The following is an 18,483-nucleotide window of genomic DNA, read 5'->3' as shown; positions in this document are numbered from 1 at the left end:
ACATAATAAAAATAACGACACGTTAATTCGAGATAAAGCCACTATACTAGTGCCATATTTTACAACAGAGATAGAAACTATGATTATCGGTGTACCTAAAGAAATAAAAAACCACGAATACCGTATCGGCTTAACTCCAGCAGGCGTTAAAGAATTAGTTGTTAATGGCCATGACGTTATCGTTGAAAACAATGGTGGTGCAGCAATCGGCTTTGAAAATGAGCAATACATTACAGCTGGTGCAAAAATTATCGATACTGCAGCAGAAATTTTTGCTACTGCAGATATGATCATCAAAGTAAAAGAGCCTCAACCAAATGAATGTAAAATGCTTCGCCCTGGCCAAGTACTTTTTACTTACTTACATTTAGCGCCAGATCCAAAACAAACCGAACTTCTTATCGCTTCTGGTGCAACTTGTATTGCTTACGAAACGGTTACACAAAATGGTGGCGGTTTACCACTTTTAGCTCCTATGTCTGAAGTTGCCGGTCGTATGTCAATTCAAGCAGGCGCACATGCACTTGAGAAAGCTCAAGGCGGTTTAGGTGCTTTATTAGGTGGTGTTCCAGGTGTTGCTCCAGCAAAAGTTCTTATTGTTGGTGGTGGTGTTGTTGGTACTCAAGCAGCACGTATGGCTGTTGGAATGGGTGCTGATGTTACTATTTTAGATCGTTCATTACCGCGTTTACGCCAGTTAGATACAGAATTTGATGGTCGTCTTAAAACAGTATATTCAACTGCTGATGCTATGGACCAACTTATTGTAGAAGCTGACTTAGTGATTGGTGCAGTATTAATTCCGGGTGCAGCTGCACCTAAATTAGTAACAGCACAACATATTAAAATGATGAAAAAAGGCGCTGTTATTGTTGATGTTGCCATTGACCAAGGCGGATGTTTTGAAACATCTAAAGCGACTACGCATCAAGATCCAACATATGTAGTAGATGATGTTGTGCATTACTGTGTTGCTAACATGCCAGGTGGTGTTGCAAGAACATCTACAATGGCATTAACCAATGCAACTATGCCATTTACAGTTACACTAGCTAACAAAGGTGCTAAGCAAGCCTTGCTCGACGACGCGCACTTAATGGCCGGTTTAAATGTATTAGGTGGTAAAGTAACTTACAAGCCAGTTGCTGACGTACTTGGTTATGAATACGTTGCACCAGAAGTAGCAATAGCGACTCTGTAATTTGTAACAATAAAAGTTTTAAAGCCGCTTATTTTAAGCGGCTTTTGTGTTTTTTAAGCGTTTAACTTAACAGTAAAAGTACAAACCTAAAGGTACATTTGTAAAAATTGCCTTGCAGATTTGTGAAAGAAATTATTATTTATAATTATTTCTTTGTTGCTCTCTTGAGATAATCACTTAGAATCCCAACTATTAAGACATTAACATATTTATTTTGGAGTAGTTCATGAGCGAAGCAAGACATTGCCCGTTACTCATATTGGGTTCAGGCCCTGCAGGCTATACCGCCGCAGTATATGCAGCACGTGCTAATTTAAAACCTGTGATGATCACAGGTTTACAACAAGGTGGTCAATTAACCACAACCACTGAAGTAGAAAACTGGCCAGGTGATGCAGATGATCTTACTGGACCTGCACTAATGGATCGCATGCAAAAACATGCAGAAAAGTTTGATACTGAAATTATATTTGATCATATCAATGAAGTAGATTTTAGTGAGAAACCATACAAACTTAAAGGTGATTCAGGGTTATACACCTGTGATGCACTTATTATTTGTACTGGTGCATCTGCGATGTATCTTGGTTTACCTTCTGAAGAAGCCTTTATGGGTAAAGGTGTTTCGGCTTGTGCAACTTGTGACGGTTTTTTCTATAAAAATCAAAAAGTCGCTGTTGTTGGTGGCGGTAATACCGCAGTTGAAGAAGCGCTTTATTTATCTAACATAGCTTCTGAAGTTCATTTAATTCACCGTCGTGATACTTTCCGTTCAGAGAAAATATTGACTAAACGCTTAATGGATAAAGTGGCTAATGGTAATATCGTTTTACACCTAGACCGCACATTAGACGAAGTACTAGGCGATAATATGGGTGTTACTGGTGTACGTGTTAAAGACATGAACTCAGATGCCACGGAAGAATTTGATGTTATGGGTGTGTTTATTGCCATCGGCCATAAACCAAACACTGATATATTCAAAGGCCAACTTGACATGAAAGATGGTTATTTAACTATTCAAAGTGGCACTGATGGCAATGCTACACAAACGAGTGTTGAAGGCATTTATGCTGCTGGTGATGTTGCTGATCATATTTACCGTCAAGCAATTACATCTGCAGGTGCCGGTTGTATGGCTGCACTTGATGCAGAGCGTTACTTAGACGCAAAAGGTAGTCACTAAGCAATGACTCGGGCTATTCCTTGGATAACTTCGAATAGCTCGACTTTCCCTGATTTAACTACCGCTTTAAACGAGCCTAATGGTCTACTCGCTTTCGGCGATGACTTATCACCTCAACGAATCTTTCAAGCATATCAAAACGGTATTTTCCCATGGTTTAGTGATGGAGAGCCAGTAATGTGGTGGAGCCCAGATCCACGGGGCATTATTAATATTTCACAACTTGTTATTAATAAAACCTTAAAGAAAGTAATTAAAAGAAACACTTTTACCGTCACAATAAACAAAGACTTTAATCAAGTTATTTCACTATGTGCTGATGCACCCTTTCGTCAAGAAGAAACTTGGATTGTTGACCCTATGATAGCTGCTTATAGGTTATTGCATGAACAAGGTAAAGCACACTCGATTGAAGTATGGCATAACGAGCAATTAGTTGGCGGATTGTATGGTGTAGCAATTAATGGTTATTTCTCTGGCGAATCTATGTTTTACCGACAAAGTAATGCATCGAAAATAGCACTTGTGTATTTAGCTAAATTACTTAAATCAATTAATGTTGAATTTATAGATTGCCAAATGTTGAACCCTTTTTTAGCTAACATGGGTTGTATTGAAGTTACAAGAGAGCAGTTTTTAGGATACCAAAGTGCTGCAAAAAAAATAATCCCGCCGATAAACTTTTGGCAAACTAAAACCCTTGCTTTTATTTAACAGAAAAAGCTAAATAACCTCCTAACATTCAATTCCAAAACGTTAACATAACTATAAGACAATCGATTTATACAGTATAAAAATTACATTAGTGATGATAGCGTCACCAAAATACTGAATTTATAAGTAGGCATAATTGTTGAAATTTGCTAATAATGATAATAGATATTAAATTGCTTAGTTATGGTGAAGGTTTGCGTAAAAATTCAACTTGGTTAATGGTAATAATCATTACACTCTATTCAAATTATGCTCTTTCGTACAACCTTGCAAATATTGAACGAAAATTAAACAACCAAATTTCTATAAACCCGAAAGCTGTATTTTATGAAATCGAGTCTTTATTAGTTGATCCTGAGCTCAACGTAAATTTAAAAGCGAAATTAATGGTACTTCAGTCAGAAGTCGCTTACATCATTGACCAACCAGAACATATTCTAAAATATTCAAAAGCAGCTTTAGCGACTGGTTTACTAACTGATACCTGGCATGCGAGAGTACTTATTAGTCAATCAAGAGGTTACTTTCAACGCGGACAGTTTAATGAGTTCTATGCAGCAGCTAATATGGCGGTAATTAAAACCGAGCAATTTAACTTATCGACTTACAAAATTTCGGCACTGGTTGAGAGAGCTTACGCTAATAATTTATTGGGAAGTAATGATAAAGCGATAAAAGATTTAGCCCTCGCCATAAAATATTTAGAATTAATGCCCAATGTTTTTGATAAAGCCATTATTTTAGAAAGGTTTAGTGCTGTAAATAAAAGGCTAGGCAACATAAAAGTTGCACTGAAATATCAACATCAAGCAAATACAATATATGAAAAAATAGATACCCCACATTACTTATCTATTGGTTATTATAATCTTGCTAGAATTTATCAAGCAATAGAAAACTGGCAAGATGCCAGTGTCTGGATGTTAAAGTCTTACCGACAAGCATTAAAAGATAAAAACAAGCTCAATCAAGCATTTTCATTGTCTAGGTTGTCAGAGTATCAAAATAATCTTGGGAACATAAAAGAGGCTAAAAAATACTTGAATGAAGCTATTATTGCTGCAGATTTAAGTGCATCTGAAAGAGTTAAAATACATGTACGTAAGAATATGGCAAAAATATTAGCGCAAAATAAAGCATTTATTGAATGTAAAACCTTACTATTAGAGACCATTACACTTGCCGAAACCTACCAAATGGCACGAGATAAAATCGAATTAATGCAAATGTTAGCTGAAACGTATTTTAGCCTTGGCGATTTTGAGTCTGCATATATAACGTTAAAATCCGCAAAATAACCTTAAGCCTACAACATTTATATCATGCAGACCTTAAGCCTTACATTTAAAGTCTGCGAGTAAAATCACCAATGAATAATAATTATAAACTTGGCATTACAAAGCCTTTTTCTTGCAATTATTTACCAGAACAAGAAGAGCGCCTGTTAATTGCTGTTGATGAAAGTTTACATAATAGAGAACATTATGGTTGGCTAATGCAGCAAGGTTTTCGCCGCAGCGGTGATGATATTTATCGGCCTCATTGTGTTGCTTGCCAAGCATGTAAATCGTTACGAGTTCTAGTTCAGGAGTTTATTCCATCGAAAAGTCAAAAGCGTATTTTCAAACGTAACCAACATTTTAAAGTTTTGTTAAGCCGGACGATCAAAGCAAGTTACTATCCGCTTTATGAGCGGTATATTAACACTGTGCATCACGATGGTAGTATGTTCCCAGCCTCAGAAGAACAATTTAAAAGTTTTACCCAAAACAATATTACTGAGCAGTGCTACATCGAAATTTGGCATAATGATATTTTAATCAGTGTTGCAGTAACAGATGACATACCAAACGCCCTTTCTGCTGTTTATACTTTTTATGATCCCAATTATAAAAGCTACGGTTTAGGGGTGTATTCTATACTAAAACAAATTGAAATCGCTGCTCAACAGAATCGACAGTTTCTCTACCTTGGCTACCAAATAGAAACATGCAGTAAAATGAATTATAAAGACCGCTACAAAGCCCATCAAATATTAGTAGAAAATCAATGGCAAACGGTAAATAAATAACACTATAGCTTTACATTAGCGCCGCAATTCGGCATTATCTGCGCAGCTTTTTATTTACGCACTAATTTAGAGGTTCGGCGCCCAATGGCGAAAGAAGAAAATATTGAAATGCAAGGTACTGTTTTAGATACTTTGCCAAATACTATGTTCCGTGTTGAACTAGAAAATGGCCATGTTGTTACTGCTCATATTTCTGGGAAAATGCGCAAAAACTACATTCGTATATTAACTGGCGACAAAGTTACTGTTGAATTAACACCTTATGACTTATCTAAAGGTCGTATTATCTTCCGTGCTAGATAAATATTTCAAGTTTTAGTTTTAAAAGCGCTTTTGCTTAACAAAGCGTTTTTTTATAACTAAAATTTTTGTTATTGCCAATTTAAAAACAAAAAACCGAGCTTGCTCGGTTTTTTTATATCTTAAAAAAGATAAACTTAGTGTAGCTTGTGCTATTTAACTATAAATAAAAAGCACATAAATGCTATTGAACATCTATGTGCTAAGTATTAGCTAAACATTAGTGTTCGACTAACTCTTTCTTCGATTCATAGTTAATAACGAGTTTGTCTTTCTTAACCGCAACCTTTGCTACTCCACCTTGCGTTAACTCACCAAACAAGAGTTCATTAGCCAATGGTTTTTTCAAATGCTCTTGAATCAACCTTGCCATTGGCCGTGCACCCATAGCTTTATCGTAACCCTTATTAGCCATCCATTTTTTAGCATCTTTGGTGACTTCTAACGATACCCCCTTCTCGTCAAGTTGGACTTGCAGCTCAACAATAAATTTATCTACAACTTGTTGAATAACCTCATCACCCAAATGGTTAAACCAAACAATATTATCTAAGCGATTACGAAACTCAGGTGAAAATACTTTGTTTATTTCTTCCATAGCGTCAAGGGTATTATCTTGCTGTTTAAAGCCAATAGATTGCTTAACAGTATGCGCAACACCTGCATTAGTTGTTAACACTAAAATAATATTTCTAAAATCAGCTTTACGGCCGTTATTATCAGTTAACGTACCGTGATCCATCACTTGTAGTAGAATGTTGTAAACGTCTTCATGTGCTTTTTCTATTTCGTCTAACAACACAACAGCATGCGGGTTTTTAATCACTGCATCTGTTAATAAGCCACCTTGTTCATAACCCACGTAACCTGGAGGAGCGCCGATTAAACGACTAACGGCATGTTTTTCCATATACTCAGACATATCGTAACGCAGTAACTCTACACCTAAGACTTTCGCGAGTTGTTGAGTAACCTCTGTTTTACCAACGCCTGTTGGGCCGGCAAATATAAAAGAGCCTATTGGTTTGTGTTCATTACCTAAGCCCGCTCGAGATAAACGAATAACAGAAGATAACTCATCAATTGCATGATCTTGGCCAAAAACAACCAATTTTAAATTACGGTCAAGCGTTTTTAAACTATCGACTTCTGTTGAAGATACCGACTTTTCAGGGATACGTGCCATTTTAGCGACGATATTCTCGATGTCGGTATTGTTGATGGTTTTTTTACGTTTAGATACCGGAACTAATTGCTGACGAGCACCCGCCTCATCAATTACATCAATAGCTTTGTCAGGTAAAAATCTATCGTTAATATATTTTGCTGAGAGTTGCGCGGCAGCTCTCAAGGCATTATTAGAGTATTTAACGCCATGATGGCTCTCGTACTTTTCTTTTAAGCCATGTAAAATTTTTGTTGTATCGTCAACGCTAGGTTCAACAACATCAATTTTTTGGAAACGACGAGCTAAGGCACGATCTTTTTCGAATATACTTTGGTATTCTTGATACGTTGTTGACCCCATGCATCGAAGCTTTCCTGATGACAGTAACGGTTTGATTAAGTTTGAGGCATCAAGCATACCACCAGAGGCAGCACCAGCGCCTATAATAGTATGAATTTCATCAATAAAGAGAATTGCATTGCCGTCTTGTTCAAGTTCTTTTAACAAGGCTTTGAAGCGTTTTTCAAAATCACCGCGGTATTTAGTACCAGCCAACAATGCGCCCATATCTAAAGAATAAATAGTCGCGTCTTTTAAAAACTCAGGTGCTTTATCTGAAACAAGTAAGTTTGCTAAGCCTTCAGCTATAGCGGTTTTACCAACGCCTGCTTCACCGACAAATAAAGGATTATTTTTTCTGCGGCGACTCAATACTTGTAAGGTTCGTTCTAATTCATTATCGCGCCCCACTAGCGGATCTATATTCCCCTTTAAGGCTACTTCGTTTAGGTTTGTAGAGAAATTATCAATAGTACGTGGTTCTTCTTCACCAGCGGGAGCTTGAGACTCACCACTATTTATCCCTTCTTGTTCAACTTTTGCGATACCATGAGAAATAAAATTAACAATATCTAAACGGGTAATGTCAGATTTTTTAAGGAAATAAGCTGCTTGAGATTCTTGCTCGCTAAATATTGCTACAAGTACATTTGCCCCATTTACTTCACTTTTACCTGACGATTGCACATGAAAAACAGCACGCTGTAAAACTCGTTGGAAACCAAGCGTTGGTTGAGTTTCACGTTCAGCTTCTCCAGCAGGAATAACTGGGGTTGTATCAGCAATAAATGCTAATAACTCTTTTTTTAAATTTTCGATTTCTGCGCCGCATGCTTTTAAAGCATCAATAGATGAAGGATTGTCTAACAATGCCAACAATAAGTGTTCAACCGTCATAAATTCATGGCGAGACTCTTTAGCCTGACGAAAAGCCATATTTAACGATACTTCTAAATCTTTATTCAGCATAGGTTGCTCCCATTAAAATCTTGCGTAATTACGCTTTTTCCATAGTACATTTAAGCGGGTGTTCATTACTCGTTGCGTAACTTAGCACTTGATCAACTTTAGTTTCTGCTACTTCAGCTGTAAAGGTACCACAACGTCCCTTCCCTTTATAATGAATCGCTAACATCACATCTGTTGCTTGTTCTGAATCCATATTAAAAAATCTACATAACACATCAATAACGAAATCCATCGGTGTGTAGTCATCATTTAAAAGCACAACTGTATACATTGGGGGTTTATCAAATTTTTCAATAACCTCGTCATCAAGAACTGTTTGATCACCTATTAATTCTTTCCATTTACTCATAATTCTATATTAGTCTGTCAGTTAAATTTTGCTTGAGATTTAAAAAATAATAACTAAAAAATTAAAATATGTTACTTAATACTTGACTATTTTTAATTATTATCTACGATTTACTTTAATGGCTATTTTTTAGTCATGTAGCGTAAAAATGATACTTAAGATAATGCTTTGTGGAAAGCATACCTAATTACCGATGAATTTAGAAGGATGTTGATGTATGGCTCACGGTACAGTTAAATGGTTTAATAATGCGAAAGGTTTTGGTTTTATTCGTCCAGAGGATGGTGGTGAAGATATTTTCGCTCATTATTCAACAATTCAAATGGAAGGATACCGTACGTTAAAAGCGGGTCAAGATGTTAATTACGAGTTAAATGCTGGCCCAAAAGGTGATCACGCAGCAAGTATTACTCCATCAGAAATAGAATCAGACTCAGACAATTAATAATAAACTGAAAATATTAAAAAATAAAAACACAGCTATTTAGCTGTGTTTTTTTATGTTTAACGATTTTAATTTACCTTAAAAATTTTGATAAATTTATTAGCACCTAAATGGTGCTACGTTTTACGTATTATCAGTTTACATATTATCAATAATACAATCACCAAATTCAGAACAAGTGACTAAGGTTGCATTATCCATTAAACGTTCAAAATCATAAGTCACTGTTTTCGCATTGATAGCACCAGACATGCCTTTTAACAGTAAGTTAGCCGCTTCAGTCCACCCCATATGTCTTAACATCATTTCAGCAGATAATATAACTGAACCTGGATTTACTTTATTTAGACCCGCATATTTGGGTGCTGTGCCATGAGTCGCTTCAAAAATAGCAACATCATCATTTAAGTTAGCGCCAGGTGCTATACCAATACCACCCACTTGTGCTGCTAAGGCATCTGATAAATAGTCACCGTTTAAATTTAAAGTAGCAATTACGCTATACTCTGCCGGACGTAATAGAATTTGTTGCAGCATAGCATCAGCAATTACATCTTTGATGATAATTTCTTTCCCTGTATTAGGGTTTTTAAGCGTACACCAAGGACCGCCATTCATTAAATCAGCACCGAACTCTTCTCTCGCTAATTCATAACCCCACTCTTTGAAGGCACCTTCAGTAAATTTCATGATGTTGCCTTTGTGCACTAAAGTAACTGACTCACGATCATTATCTATAGCGTACTGAATAGCTTTACGAACTAATCTTTGGGTACCTTCTTTAGAAACAGGTTTAATACCAATACCACAATTCTCTTGGAAACGAATTTTTGTAACACCCATTTCTTCCGTTAAAAATTTGATCATCTTGTTAGCTTGATCTGTACCTGCTTGGTATTCAATACCTGCGTATATGTCTTCAGAGTTTTCTCTAAAAATAACCATATCTACTTCGCTAGGCTTCTTTACTGGGCTTGGAACACCGGTAAACCATTGCACTGGTCGCTGACATACATATAAATCAAGAATCTGCCTTAAAGCAACGTTTAAAGAGCGCATACCACCACCAACAGGGGTTGTAAGCGGACCTTTTATGCCCACTTTATATTCTTTGAACATGTCTAAAGTTTCATCAGGCAACCAAGTTTCAGAATCATACATTTGCGTTGCTTTTTCACCGGCATAAACTTCCATCCAATGAATTTTCTTTTCACTGCCATAAGCTTTAGTTACTGCAGCATCAACAACTTTCATCATAGGTGGGGTAACATCGACACCTATTCCATCGCCTTCGATAAATGGGATAATTGGGTTATTAGGTACTTTTAACAAACCTTGTTCTGAGGTGATTTTAGCGCCTGCACTAGGAATAATTACATGGTTCGACATACGAGTTCTCCTAAATTTACTAATAAAAATAGCCGTTTGCTAGTTTCTTTTCCCTTAAACTAATAGAAAAAGCGCAGCGACACTAATACTGAAATCATGATGTTTAGTATAACTGCTATGAATGATTAAACCGTTGCTTTAATTTAATTGCAAACTTTTATAGGAAATAAATGGGTTTATTTTCATATCACTCTTTGTATAAGAGCTTAAATTTCAGGCAAAAAAAAGCTAGGCAATTGCCTAGCTTTTGACTAACTTATGTTTAATAAATAATTAAAGTAAGCTAGATAAAATAGTATTTAACGTTGCACTTGGACGCATAGCTTTTTCAGCTAAAGCTGTATCAGCAAAGTAATAACCATTAATGTTCATGCTAGGCCCTTGAGCACTGTTAAGTTCCTCAACAATTTTTGCTTCTTGCTTAGTTAACGCTTGAGCAACAGCAACAAAACTTGATTTTAAAGTTTCGTCTTTATTTTGTTCAGCCAAAGCTTGTGCCCAATACATAGCAAGGTAAAAATGTGAACCTCGGTTATCTAGCTCGTTAACACGACGAGATGGTGATTTATTCTCTTGCAAGAACTTAGCTGTAGCTTCATCGAGTGTGTCTGCTAATACTTGTGCTTTCGCATTACCAGTATTTACGCTTAAGTGCTCTAAAGAAGCCGCTAAAGCTAAAAACTCACCTAAAGAGTCCCAACGTAAGTGGTTTTCTTTTTCGAACTGTTGTACGTGCTTAGGCGCTGAGCCACCAGCACCCGTTTCAAATAAACCACCGCCATTCATTAATGGTACAATTGAAAGCATTTTAGCACTAGTACCTAGTTCTAAAATTGGGAATAAATCAGTTAGGTAATCACGTAGTACGTTACCTGTTACTGAAATAGTATCTTCACCTTTAGCAACGCGAGCTAATGTGTAATCACAGGCTTCAACAGGCGCCATAATTTGAATATCTAGGCCGGTAGTGTCGTGATCAGCAAGGTAAGTATTAACTTTCTTGATCATTTCAGCATCGTGACCTCGGTTAGCATCTAACCAGAAAATAGCAGGAACGTTAGTTGCCTTAGCACGTGTTACGGCTAATTTAACCCAATCTTGGATCGGTGCATCTTTAGCTTGACACATTCTCCAGATATCGCCTTCGCTAACCGCGTGCTCTAATAATGTTGTACCACTATCGTCAACAACACGCATTGTACCTTCACCAGACATAGTGAAAGTTTTGTCATGTGAACCATACTCTTCAGCTTTTTGCGCCATTAAGCCAACATTTGGTACTGTGCCCATTGTAGTTGGGTTAAATGCACCGTTTTCACGACAAAAATCAACAACTGCAGAAAATACACCTGCGTAGTTACGATCAGGGATCATAAATTTAGTTTCTTTTTGCGTTCCATCTGGTGCCCACATCATACCTGAAGCACGTAATGCAGCTGGCATAGACGCATCAATAATTACATCACTTGGTACATGTAAATTAGTGATACCTTTATCAGAATCAACCATAGCTAATTCAGGACGTGTAACATAAACGGCATTAATATCAGCTTCAATTTCAGCTTTCTTTTCATCAGATAAGCGGCCAATTTTAGTGTAAACATCACCAATACCGTTATTGGCATCAACACCTAATTGATTAAAAGTAGCGCCGTGTTTTTCAAAAACATCTTTGTAGAATACTTTTACAGCATGACCAAACATAATTGGGTCAGACACTTTCATCATAGTGGCTTTTAAGTGAAGAGAAAGTAAAACATTTTCAGATTTAGCTTTTTCTGTTTCAGCAGTAAAAAATTCAACTAATGCTTTTTTACTCATCACTGAAGCATCAATAACTTCTTTATCAAGTAAAGGTAAATGCTCTTTTAATAAAGTAACATCACCATTTTGAGCAACAAATTCGATTTTAACGTTAGTTGCGCCATTAATGGTCGTTGACTTTTCGCTACCGTAAAAATCACCTGATTGCATATGTGCAACATGTGATTTAGTCGTAGGCGACCATTTACCCATTGAGTGTGGGTTAGTACGCGCATATTGCTTAACTGAACCAGGTGCACGACGATCAGAGTTACCTTCACGTAAAACCGGGTTTACTGCAGAGCCAAGTACTTTAGCGTAAGTTAATTTAATTGACTCTTCAGCTTCGTTTTGTGGCTCTTCAGGGTAATTAGGTAAGTTATAACCTTTCGCTTGTAATTCTTTTATTGCCGCTTGTAACTGAGGAATAGAAGCAGAAATATTAGGTAATTTAATAATGTTAGCTTCAGGTGTTTTTGCTAATTCGCCAAGCTCAGCTAATGCATCGTCCATACGTTGCTCAGCTGTTAAATATTTAGGGAAATTAGAAATTATACGACCGGCCAATGAAATATCGCGCGTTTCAACATCGATTGCTGAAGAAGCAGTAAATGCTTTTACGATAGGTAAAAAAGAGTGCGTAGCTAAAGCTGGCGCTTCATCGGTAATTGTATAAATAATTTTTGATGTATCTGTGGTCATTTAAAATCCTTTGCTGATTTGCCATATATCGATAAAATGAATACACATTCAATTACGAATAATTATTCATTTTATCGATAAAAAATATTTTCGCGCGCATAATATAGGAATTCAAAGCGCATTAAAATAGATGAATTATTTTCTAACAAAATTTTATAGAGTTAATATTTGTGACAATAAAACAAAATCAAAAACTTACGGCTAAATATAAGCGAAAACCACAAAAGGTACGACCAGTTGACTTTAGCCCTGAAATTGTACTTTTTAACAAACCCTTTGACGTACTATGCCAATTTACTGATGATCAAAATAGAAAAACCCTTAAAGATTATGTTGATGTAAAGGATGTTTATGCGGCAGGACGTTTAGACAGAGATAGTGAAGGATTACTGCTATTAACTAATGACGGCAAACTTCAGCATAAATTAGCTAATCCGAGCCAAAAAACCAGTAAAGTGTATTGGGCACAAGTTGAAGGTGCCCCGACTGAAGATGATCTTATTGCCTTTCGACAAGGTTTAAATCTTAAAGATGGACTCACTAAGCCAGCAAAAGTTAGCATAATTACAGAGCCCAATATTTGGCCTCGAGTACCAGCCATACGAGAGCGTGCTGCTATTCCTACCACTTGGCTAGAAATAACCTTACAGGAAGGGAAAAACAGACAAGTTAGAAGAATGACCGCCCATATTGGCTTTCCTACTTTAAGATTAATTCGATATAGCATAGGAAAATGGACTTTAGATGGTATTAACAATGGTGAATATAAGAGAGTAAAACATGAATGATTTAATTACAAATCCGCATGGCAGTGCGCAATTTAAGCCTAATACAACCGTTGCCGTTGTCGTTGTTTGCCAAGGTAAATTTTTATTAGTAGAGGAGATTGAAAATGGACGTACAGTATATAATCAACCTGCTGGCCATCTAGAAGCTAATGAAAACTTAGTTGACGCGGCAATACGAGAGCTTGAAGAAGAAACGGGATTAATTAGCTCTGTAGATTACCTCAGTGGTATTTATTATTATTTTCGAGCATCTTTATCGCTGTATTATTTACGATTTTGCTTTGTTATTGAACGTGACTGTTTTGAACCATGCAAACCACAAGATACTGAAATTCTTGCATGTCATTGGTTAACATATGATGAAATTAAAGCAAAATCTGCTCAATTACGCAGTTCATTAGTGCTTGAATGCATCGAAGACTACCTTAGCGGCAAAAAAATTCCATTAAGTCACCTAAAATCTAATCTTTAATCTATCATCACGCTGAATGACCATGCTATAATTTCGCGCCATTTTCCATAGAAATATAGTTGTCATGACCTCTAACGAACATGTAAATCTAAACTCAACTGCGCCAAACGAGAAATTACCTAAAGACACGAAAGTTATCGTCGGTATGTCGGGTGGTGTTGACTCATCAGTTTCTGCTTACTTATTAATTGAACAAGGCTACCAAGTTGAAGGTTTGTTCATGAAGAACTGGGAAGAAGATGATAATGATGAGTATTGTGCCGCTGCTGAAGACTTAGCAGATGCAGAAAATGTTTGTAAGAAACTAGGCATTAAACTTCATACTATAAATTTTGCTACCGAATATTGGGATAACGTGTTTGAGTATTTTCTTGCTGAATATAAAGCAGGAAGAACACCTAACCCTGATATTATGTGTAATAAAGAAATTAAATTTAAAGCATTTCTTGAATTTGCCTGTGAAGATTTAGGCGCTGATTACATTGCTACGGGGCATTATGTTCAACGTGAATATTGTAATGGCAAATGGCAAATGCACCGAGGTTTGGACAGCAATAAAGATCAAAGCTATTTTCTATACACATTAAGTCATCAGCAAGTCGGCAGAACATTATTTCCTGTTGGACATATTGAGAAACCTGAAGTACGTGCTATTGCTGAAAAAGCTGACTTGATCACGCACAATAAAAAAGACAGCACGGGCATATGTTTTATTGGTGAGCGTAAATTTAAAGATTTCTTAGGTAAATACTTACCGGCACAGCCAGGCGTTATTGAAACACCTGAAGGTGAAGCTATTGGTGAACACGACGGTTTAATGTATCACACCTTAGGTCAGCGCAAAGGGCTACGTATTGGCGGACTTGCAAATGCCGGTGAAGCGCCATGGTATGTGGTTGATAAAGATCTTGAGCGTAACGTATTAATTGTTGGTCAAGGACAGGACCACCCTCGCCTATTTTCTAAAGGTTTAATTGCTAATCAATTACACTTAGTTGATCGCGTTGACTTAACAGCGCCGATTAGTTGCACAGTAAAAACCCGCTACCGCCAAGAAGATGTTGCCTGTAACTTATCACCTATGGCTAATGGTGAATACTTAGTGATGTTTTCAGAATCACAAAGCTCAGTAACACCAGGACAATCTGTGGTGTTTTATCAAGATAATATTTGCCTTGGTGGCGGTATTATTAATTCCCTGATTCGCTAATAAAAGATATTCATGAATAATTTAGAAAAACAAACAATTACCTTAGCAGCAGTATGTCAAACTGCCGTGTTAGTGCAGAACTTAGCGCGTACTGGAACAATAGAAGAGTCAGAGCTTGGCATTATGCTCAACAGTATTATGGTGACTTCACCCGACAATATTTTAGACGTTTATAGTAACGATATAGCGCATTTAAAATCTGGCTTAAAAGCTTTAATAGAACAATTAGGCAATCAAACAAAAGAAAAAGACCCAGAATTAACCCGTTATGTTGTCAGCTTATTAGGTTTAGAAAGACGATTAGCTAACAAAAAAGGTCAGTTAGCACTTTTGGGTGACCGCATTGAACAAAGCCAACGTCAATTAGCACACTACGATATTATCAGCGAAACACTTGTTGCTAGTTTAGCCAGTATTTACAGCGACTTACTCAGCCCTATTGGTACACCAATACAAGTTGCTGGCGAACCAAGCTTACTAAAGCAGCAAAGTAACCAACATAAAATTCGTGCGCTATTACTCGCCGGTATCCGTTCAAGTGTGTTATGGCGTCAAGTTGGTGGAAAACGTAGAAATATACTCTTTGGTCGCACAAAAATGGTCGCGTGCGCCCAACAATTACTTAAAGAAATTTAAATATAACCTCAGGAATATACTATGGAACTTTCAGCATTAACTGCGATATCACCGGTTGACGGTCGTTATGGTAGTAAAGTTAAATCATTACGCCCTATTTTTAGCGAGTTTGGCTTAATTAAATACCGTGTAACAGTAGAAGTACGTTGGTTACAAAAATTAGCGGCTACCGCTGAAATAGCCGAAGTTCCTGCCTTCTCTGCCCAAGCTAATGCTCTGTTAGATGCTATTGTGAGTGAATTTTCAGAAGCTGACGCTCAAAATATCAAAGACATTGAAGCAACAACTAACCATGATGTAAAAGCCGTTGAGTATTTTCTAAAAGAAAAAATTAGCGCTAATGCTGAATTAAATGCCATTACTGAGTTTATTCATTTTGCTTGTACGTCTGAAGACATTAACAACCTTTCACACGGTTTAATGTTATCTGACTGTCGTGAAAACGTACTAATGCCTATGATTGACGATATTCTAGCTGATATAAAAGCATTAGCCGTTGAATATAAAAATATACCTATGATGTGTCGTACTCATGGTCAACCGGCTTCACCTAGTACGCTAGGTAAAGAAATGGCCAATGTTTACGTGCGTCTAAAGCGCCAACGTCAGCAAATTGCTCAAGTTGAAATGTTAGGTAAAATTAATGGTGCAGTGGGTAACTACAATGCGCATTTATCAGCATACCCTGAAGTAAATTGGCATAATTTTGCTGATGAATTTGTTAATTCATTAGGCTTAAGCTTCAACGCATTTACAACACAAATTGAACCGCATGATTACATTGCTGAACTATTTGACGCCATTGCACGCTTTAATACCATTCTTATTGATTTCGATCGTGATATTTGGGGTTACATCGCTATGGGGCATTTCAAGCAAAAAACCATTGCGGGTGAAATTGGCTCATCAACAATGCCACATAAAGTTAACCCAATAGATTTTGAAAACTCTGAAGGTAACTTAGGCATTGCGAACGCATTATTCACGCATTTAGCACAGAAGTTACCTATCTCTCGCTGGCAGCGTGACTTAACTGACTCTACGGTACTTCGTAACTTAGGCGTTGGTTTTGCGCATACGTTAATTGCTTATCAAGCAACACGTAAAGGCATCAGCAAATTACAAGTTAATGAAGCAAACTTATTAGCTGAACTTGACTCAAACTGGGAAGTATTAGCTGAGCCAATTCAAACGGTAATGCGCAGATACGGCATTGAAAAGCCATATGAAAAACTTAAAGAATTAACGCGTGGTAAACGTGTTAACGGTGATTCAATGCGCGAATTTATTATGACGTTAGAATTACCAGATGCTGCAAAAGCACAGCTTTGTGAAATGACACCAGCGTCTTATATTGGTCGCGCGGTAGAGTTTATCAATGAGCTAGACTAAGCTCATTACAATAAAATAAACTTAAAAAGTTAATAATAAAGGGATCCGGTAGGCTCCCTTTTTGTTATTTGCTCTTTAGTTATTGACTATTGAGTTATTTACTATTTAAAACAATCAATAGTACCGACATTGTAAGCATGTTTATTTTAGTATTTACATTGCGCTAGTACTGTTGATTATAAGGGTTAAAAATGAATTTAGAATCGTTAAATTGGGGAGATTTATCTCCAGAAATATTTCTTAAAGAGTACTGGCAAAAAAAACCTTTGCTGATCAAACAAGCCTTTTCAAACTTTAAAGATACAATTTCTGCTGATGAATTAGCCGGATTAGCGATGGAGGCTGAAATTGAGTCTCGCATTATCAGTGTTGATAATAGTGACAATTGGCAGGTTGATCATGGTCCATTTGAAGATTTCTCTCAATACGGTGAATCTCATTGGACTTTATTAGTGCAAGCAGTCAACAACTGGTCTCGACCAACAGATGCCCTGTTAACGCCATTTTCGTTTATACCTAACTGGCGAATAGACGATGTCATGGTAAGTTTTTCAACGCCAAATGGTGGTGTTGGTGCACATTTAGATCAATACGATGTATTTATTGTTCAAGGCAGTGGAAAAAGACATTGGCAAGTGGGCGCACCTGACAACACTTTAACCAACCTGTTACCCCATGCAGATCTGAAACAAGTTTCTGAGTTTACGCCTGTTATTGATGAAATTACCCAAGCCGGAGATTTACTTTATATTCCACCTAATCATCCGCATAAAGGCATATCAATTGAAAATTCAGTCAATTTCTCTATTGGTTTCCAAGCGCCTTCTAGCCAAGATTTATGGTCAAATTTTGCTGATAAACTGATTGATAATAACTTAGGCGAAGAAAGGTTTAGTGATCCAGCTAGAGCGTTAACGAATACGAGTTACCTCATTACACCAAAAGATAAGCAACAACTAAAAGCATTTATGTTGCAGCAGCTTGAACAAGAGTCATTTTACGAACAGTTTATCGGGCAATATTTAACCCAAGGTCATCATGCCATGGAAATATTAGTACCGGTTGAAGATATAGATGAAAGTAAACTCAACGATATATTATCTGAACCCGAGATTAATTTTATGCCGGTTTCAGGTTTAAAAGTGGCACTAATTAATGATGAACAAACAACACTATTTATCAATGGTGAGAGCTTTTTACTCGATAATCAAACTCTTCCATTGGGCGAAAAATTAGCACAACAACAACCTTTAACTACTCATGAAGTTAAAAATCTCGCAATTTGTTTGAAAAACAAACAATTATTAACTAGTGTATTAAATAAGGGTTATTGGTATATAGATTAAAAA

At 36.8% G+C, this 18,483-nt stretch carries 17 protein-coding genes; 13 read left to right on the top strand and 4 right to left on the bottom strand.

Features of this window, described 5'->3' with window-relative positions; all coding sequences use genetic code 11:
- Nucleotides 1-79 precede the first annotated feature (79 nt).
- The 6 genes from ald to infA all read left to right on the top strand — a co-directional run bounded on the left by ald (nucleotide 80) and on the right by infA (nucleotide 5,475).
- On the top strand, nucleotides 80-1,201 hold the full coding sequence (ald, locus tag AC27H3_RS04370; protein ID WP_487104038.1) for an alanine dehydrogenase: 1,122 nt from the start codon (nucleotides 80-82) through the stop codon (nucleotides 1,199-1,201).
- Nucleotides 1,202-1,427: 226 nt separating this feature from the next.
- Nucleotides 1,428-2,387 (top strand): thioredoxin-disulfide reductase, encoded by a 960-nt coding sequence (gene trxB / locus AC27H3_RS04365; RefSeq protein WP_487104036.1) that lies wholly within the window; start codon nucleotides 1,428-1,430, stop codon nucleotides 2,385-2,387.
- A 3-nt stretch (nucleotides 2,388-2,390) separates the two neighbouring features.
- Nucleotides 2,391-3,101, top strand: coding sequence for a leucyl/phenylalanyl-tRNA--protein transferase (aat, locus tag AC27H3_RS04360; protein WP_487104034.1), 711 nt, complete (start codon nucleotides 2,391-2,393; stop codon nucleotides 3,099-3,101).
- Nucleotides 3,102-3,295: 194 nt separating this feature from the next.
- A complete protein-coding gene (locus tag AC27H3_RS04355) occupies nucleotides 3,296-4,399 on the top strand; it encodes a tetratricopeptide repeat protein (RefSeq protein WP_487104032.1) in 1,104 nt (367 codons plus the stop codon).
- A gap of 71 nt (nucleotides 4,400-4,470) precedes the next feature.
- Nucleotides 4,471-5,172: an arginyltransferase gene (locus AC27H3_RS04350; RefSeq protein ID WP_487104030.1), complete on the top strand. Its 702-nt coding sequence runs from the start codon at nucleotides 4,471-4,473 to the stop codon at nucleotides 5,170-5,172.
- A gap of 84 nt (nucleotides 5,173-5,256) precedes the next feature.
- The gene (gene infA / locus AC27H3_RS04345) at nucleotides 5,257-5,475 is read left to right on the top strand and encodes a translation initiation factor IF-1 (RefSeq protein WP_011043571.1); all 219 of its coding nucleotides are present in this window, start codon (nucleotides 5,257-5,259) and stop codon (nucleotides 5,473-5,475) included.
- A 217-nt stretch (nucleotides 5,476-5,692) separates the two neighbouring features.
- On the opposite strand, the gene clpA is transcribed toward infA, so the two are convergent.
- Both clpA and clpS read right to left on the bottom strand, forming a co-directional pair.
- On the bottom strand, nucleotides 5,693-7,948 hold the full coding sequence (gene clpA, locus AC27H3_RS04340; protein WP_487104029.1) for an ATP-dependent Clp protease ATP-binding subunit ClpA: 2,256 nt from the start codon (nucleotides 7,946-7,948) through the stop codon (nucleotides 5,693-5,695).
- 28 nt (nucleotides 7,949-7,976) lie between these two features.
- Complete coding sequence (gene clpS / locus AC27H3_RS04335) at nucleotides 7,977-8,297, bottom strand: ATP-dependent Clp protease adapter ClpS (protein WP_085303765.1); 321 nt, start codon at nucleotides 8,295-8,297, stop codon at nucleotides 7,977-7,979.
- Nucleotides 8,298-8,514: 217 nt separating this feature from the next.
- Between clpS and cspD the strand changes: the two genes are divergently transcribed.
- On the top strand, nucleotides 8,515-8,742 hold the full coding sequence (gene cspD, locus AC27H3_RS04330) for a cold shock domain-containing protein CspD (protein ID WP_085303767.1): 228 nt from the start codon (nucleotides 8,515-8,517) through the stop codon (nucleotides 8,740-8,742).
- A gap of 138 nt (nucleotides 8,743-8,880) precedes the next feature.
- Here cspD and icd read toward each other — a convergent pair whose 3' ends face one another.
- Together icd and AC27H3_RS04320 are read right to left on the bottom strand one after the other, a co-directional pair.
- Nucleotides 8,881-10,131 (bottom strand): NADP-dependent isocitrate dehydrogenase, encoded by a 1,251-nt coding sequence (gene icd / locus AC27H3_RS04325; RefSeq protein WP_487104026.1) that lies wholly within the window; start codon nucleotides 10,129-10,131, stop codon nucleotides 8,881-8,883.
- 273 nt (nucleotides 10,132-10,404) lie between these two features.
- The gene (locus tag AC27H3_RS04320; protein ID WP_487104024.1) at nucleotides 10,405-12,636 is read right to left on the bottom strand and encodes an NADP-dependent isocitrate dehydrogenase; all 2,232 of its coding nucleotides are present in this window, start codon (nucleotides 12,634-12,636) and stop codon (nucleotides 10,405-10,407) included.
- 170 nt (nucleotides 12,637-12,806) lie between these two features.
- On the opposite strand from AC27H3_RS04320, the gene AC27H3_RS04315 reads away from it, so the two are divergent.
- The 6 genes from AC27H3_RS04315 (at nucleotide 12,807) to AC27H3_RS04290 (ending at nucleotide 18,480) form a co-directional block, all read left to right on the top strand.
- Entirely contained in the window at nucleotides 12,807-13,424 is a 618-nt protein-coding gene (locus AC27H3_RS04315) for a pseudouridine synthase (RefSeq protein WP_487104022.1), read from the top strand.
- On the top strand, nucleotides 13,417-13,896 hold the full coding sequence (locus AC27H3_RS04310) for an NUDIX hydrolase (RefSeq protein WP_487104021.1): 480 nt from the start codon (nucleotides 13,417-13,419) through the stop codon (nucleotides 13,894-13,896). Before AC27H3_RS04315 ends, AC27H3_RS04310 begins: the two co-directional genes overlap by 8 nt.
- A gap of 64 nt (nucleotides 13,897-13,960) precedes the next feature.
- Nucleotides 13,961-15,106 (top strand): tRNA 2-thiouridine(34) synthase MnmA, encoded by a 1,146-nt coding sequence (mnmA, locus tag AC27H3_RS04305; protein WP_487104019.1) that lies wholly within the window; start codon nucleotides 13,961-13,963, stop codon nucleotides 15,104-15,106.
- A gap of 12 nt (nucleotides 15,107-15,118) precedes the next feature.
- The gene (gene hflD, locus AC27H3_RS04300) at nucleotides 15,119-15,742 is read left to right on the top strand and encodes a high frequency lysogenization protein HflD (protein WP_487104017.1); all 624 of its coding nucleotides are present in this window, start codon (nucleotides 15,119-15,121) and stop codon (nucleotides 15,740-15,742) included.
- A 21-nt stretch (nucleotides 15,743-15,763) separates the two neighbouring features.
- Nucleotides 15,764-17,134: an adenylosuccinate lyase gene (gene purB / locus AC27H3_RS04295; protein ID WP_487104015.1), complete on the top strand. Its 1,371-nt coding sequence runs from the start codon at nucleotides 15,764-15,766 to the stop codon at nucleotides 17,132-17,134.
- A gap of 191 nt (nucleotides 17,135-17,325) precedes the next feature.
- Nucleotides 17,326-18,480, top strand: coding sequence for a JmjC domain-containing protein (locus tag AC27H3_RS04290; protein WP_487104013.1), 1,155 nt, complete (start codon nucleotides 17,326-17,328; stop codon nucleotides 18,478-18,480).
- Nucleotides 18,481-18,483: the final 3 nt, after the last annotated feature.

The organism is Colwellia sp. NW0002-52-1, assembly GCF_057550865.1.
Note: the sequence above shows the minus strand (reverse complement) of the source record. Positions and strands in the feature narration are given on the sequence as shown.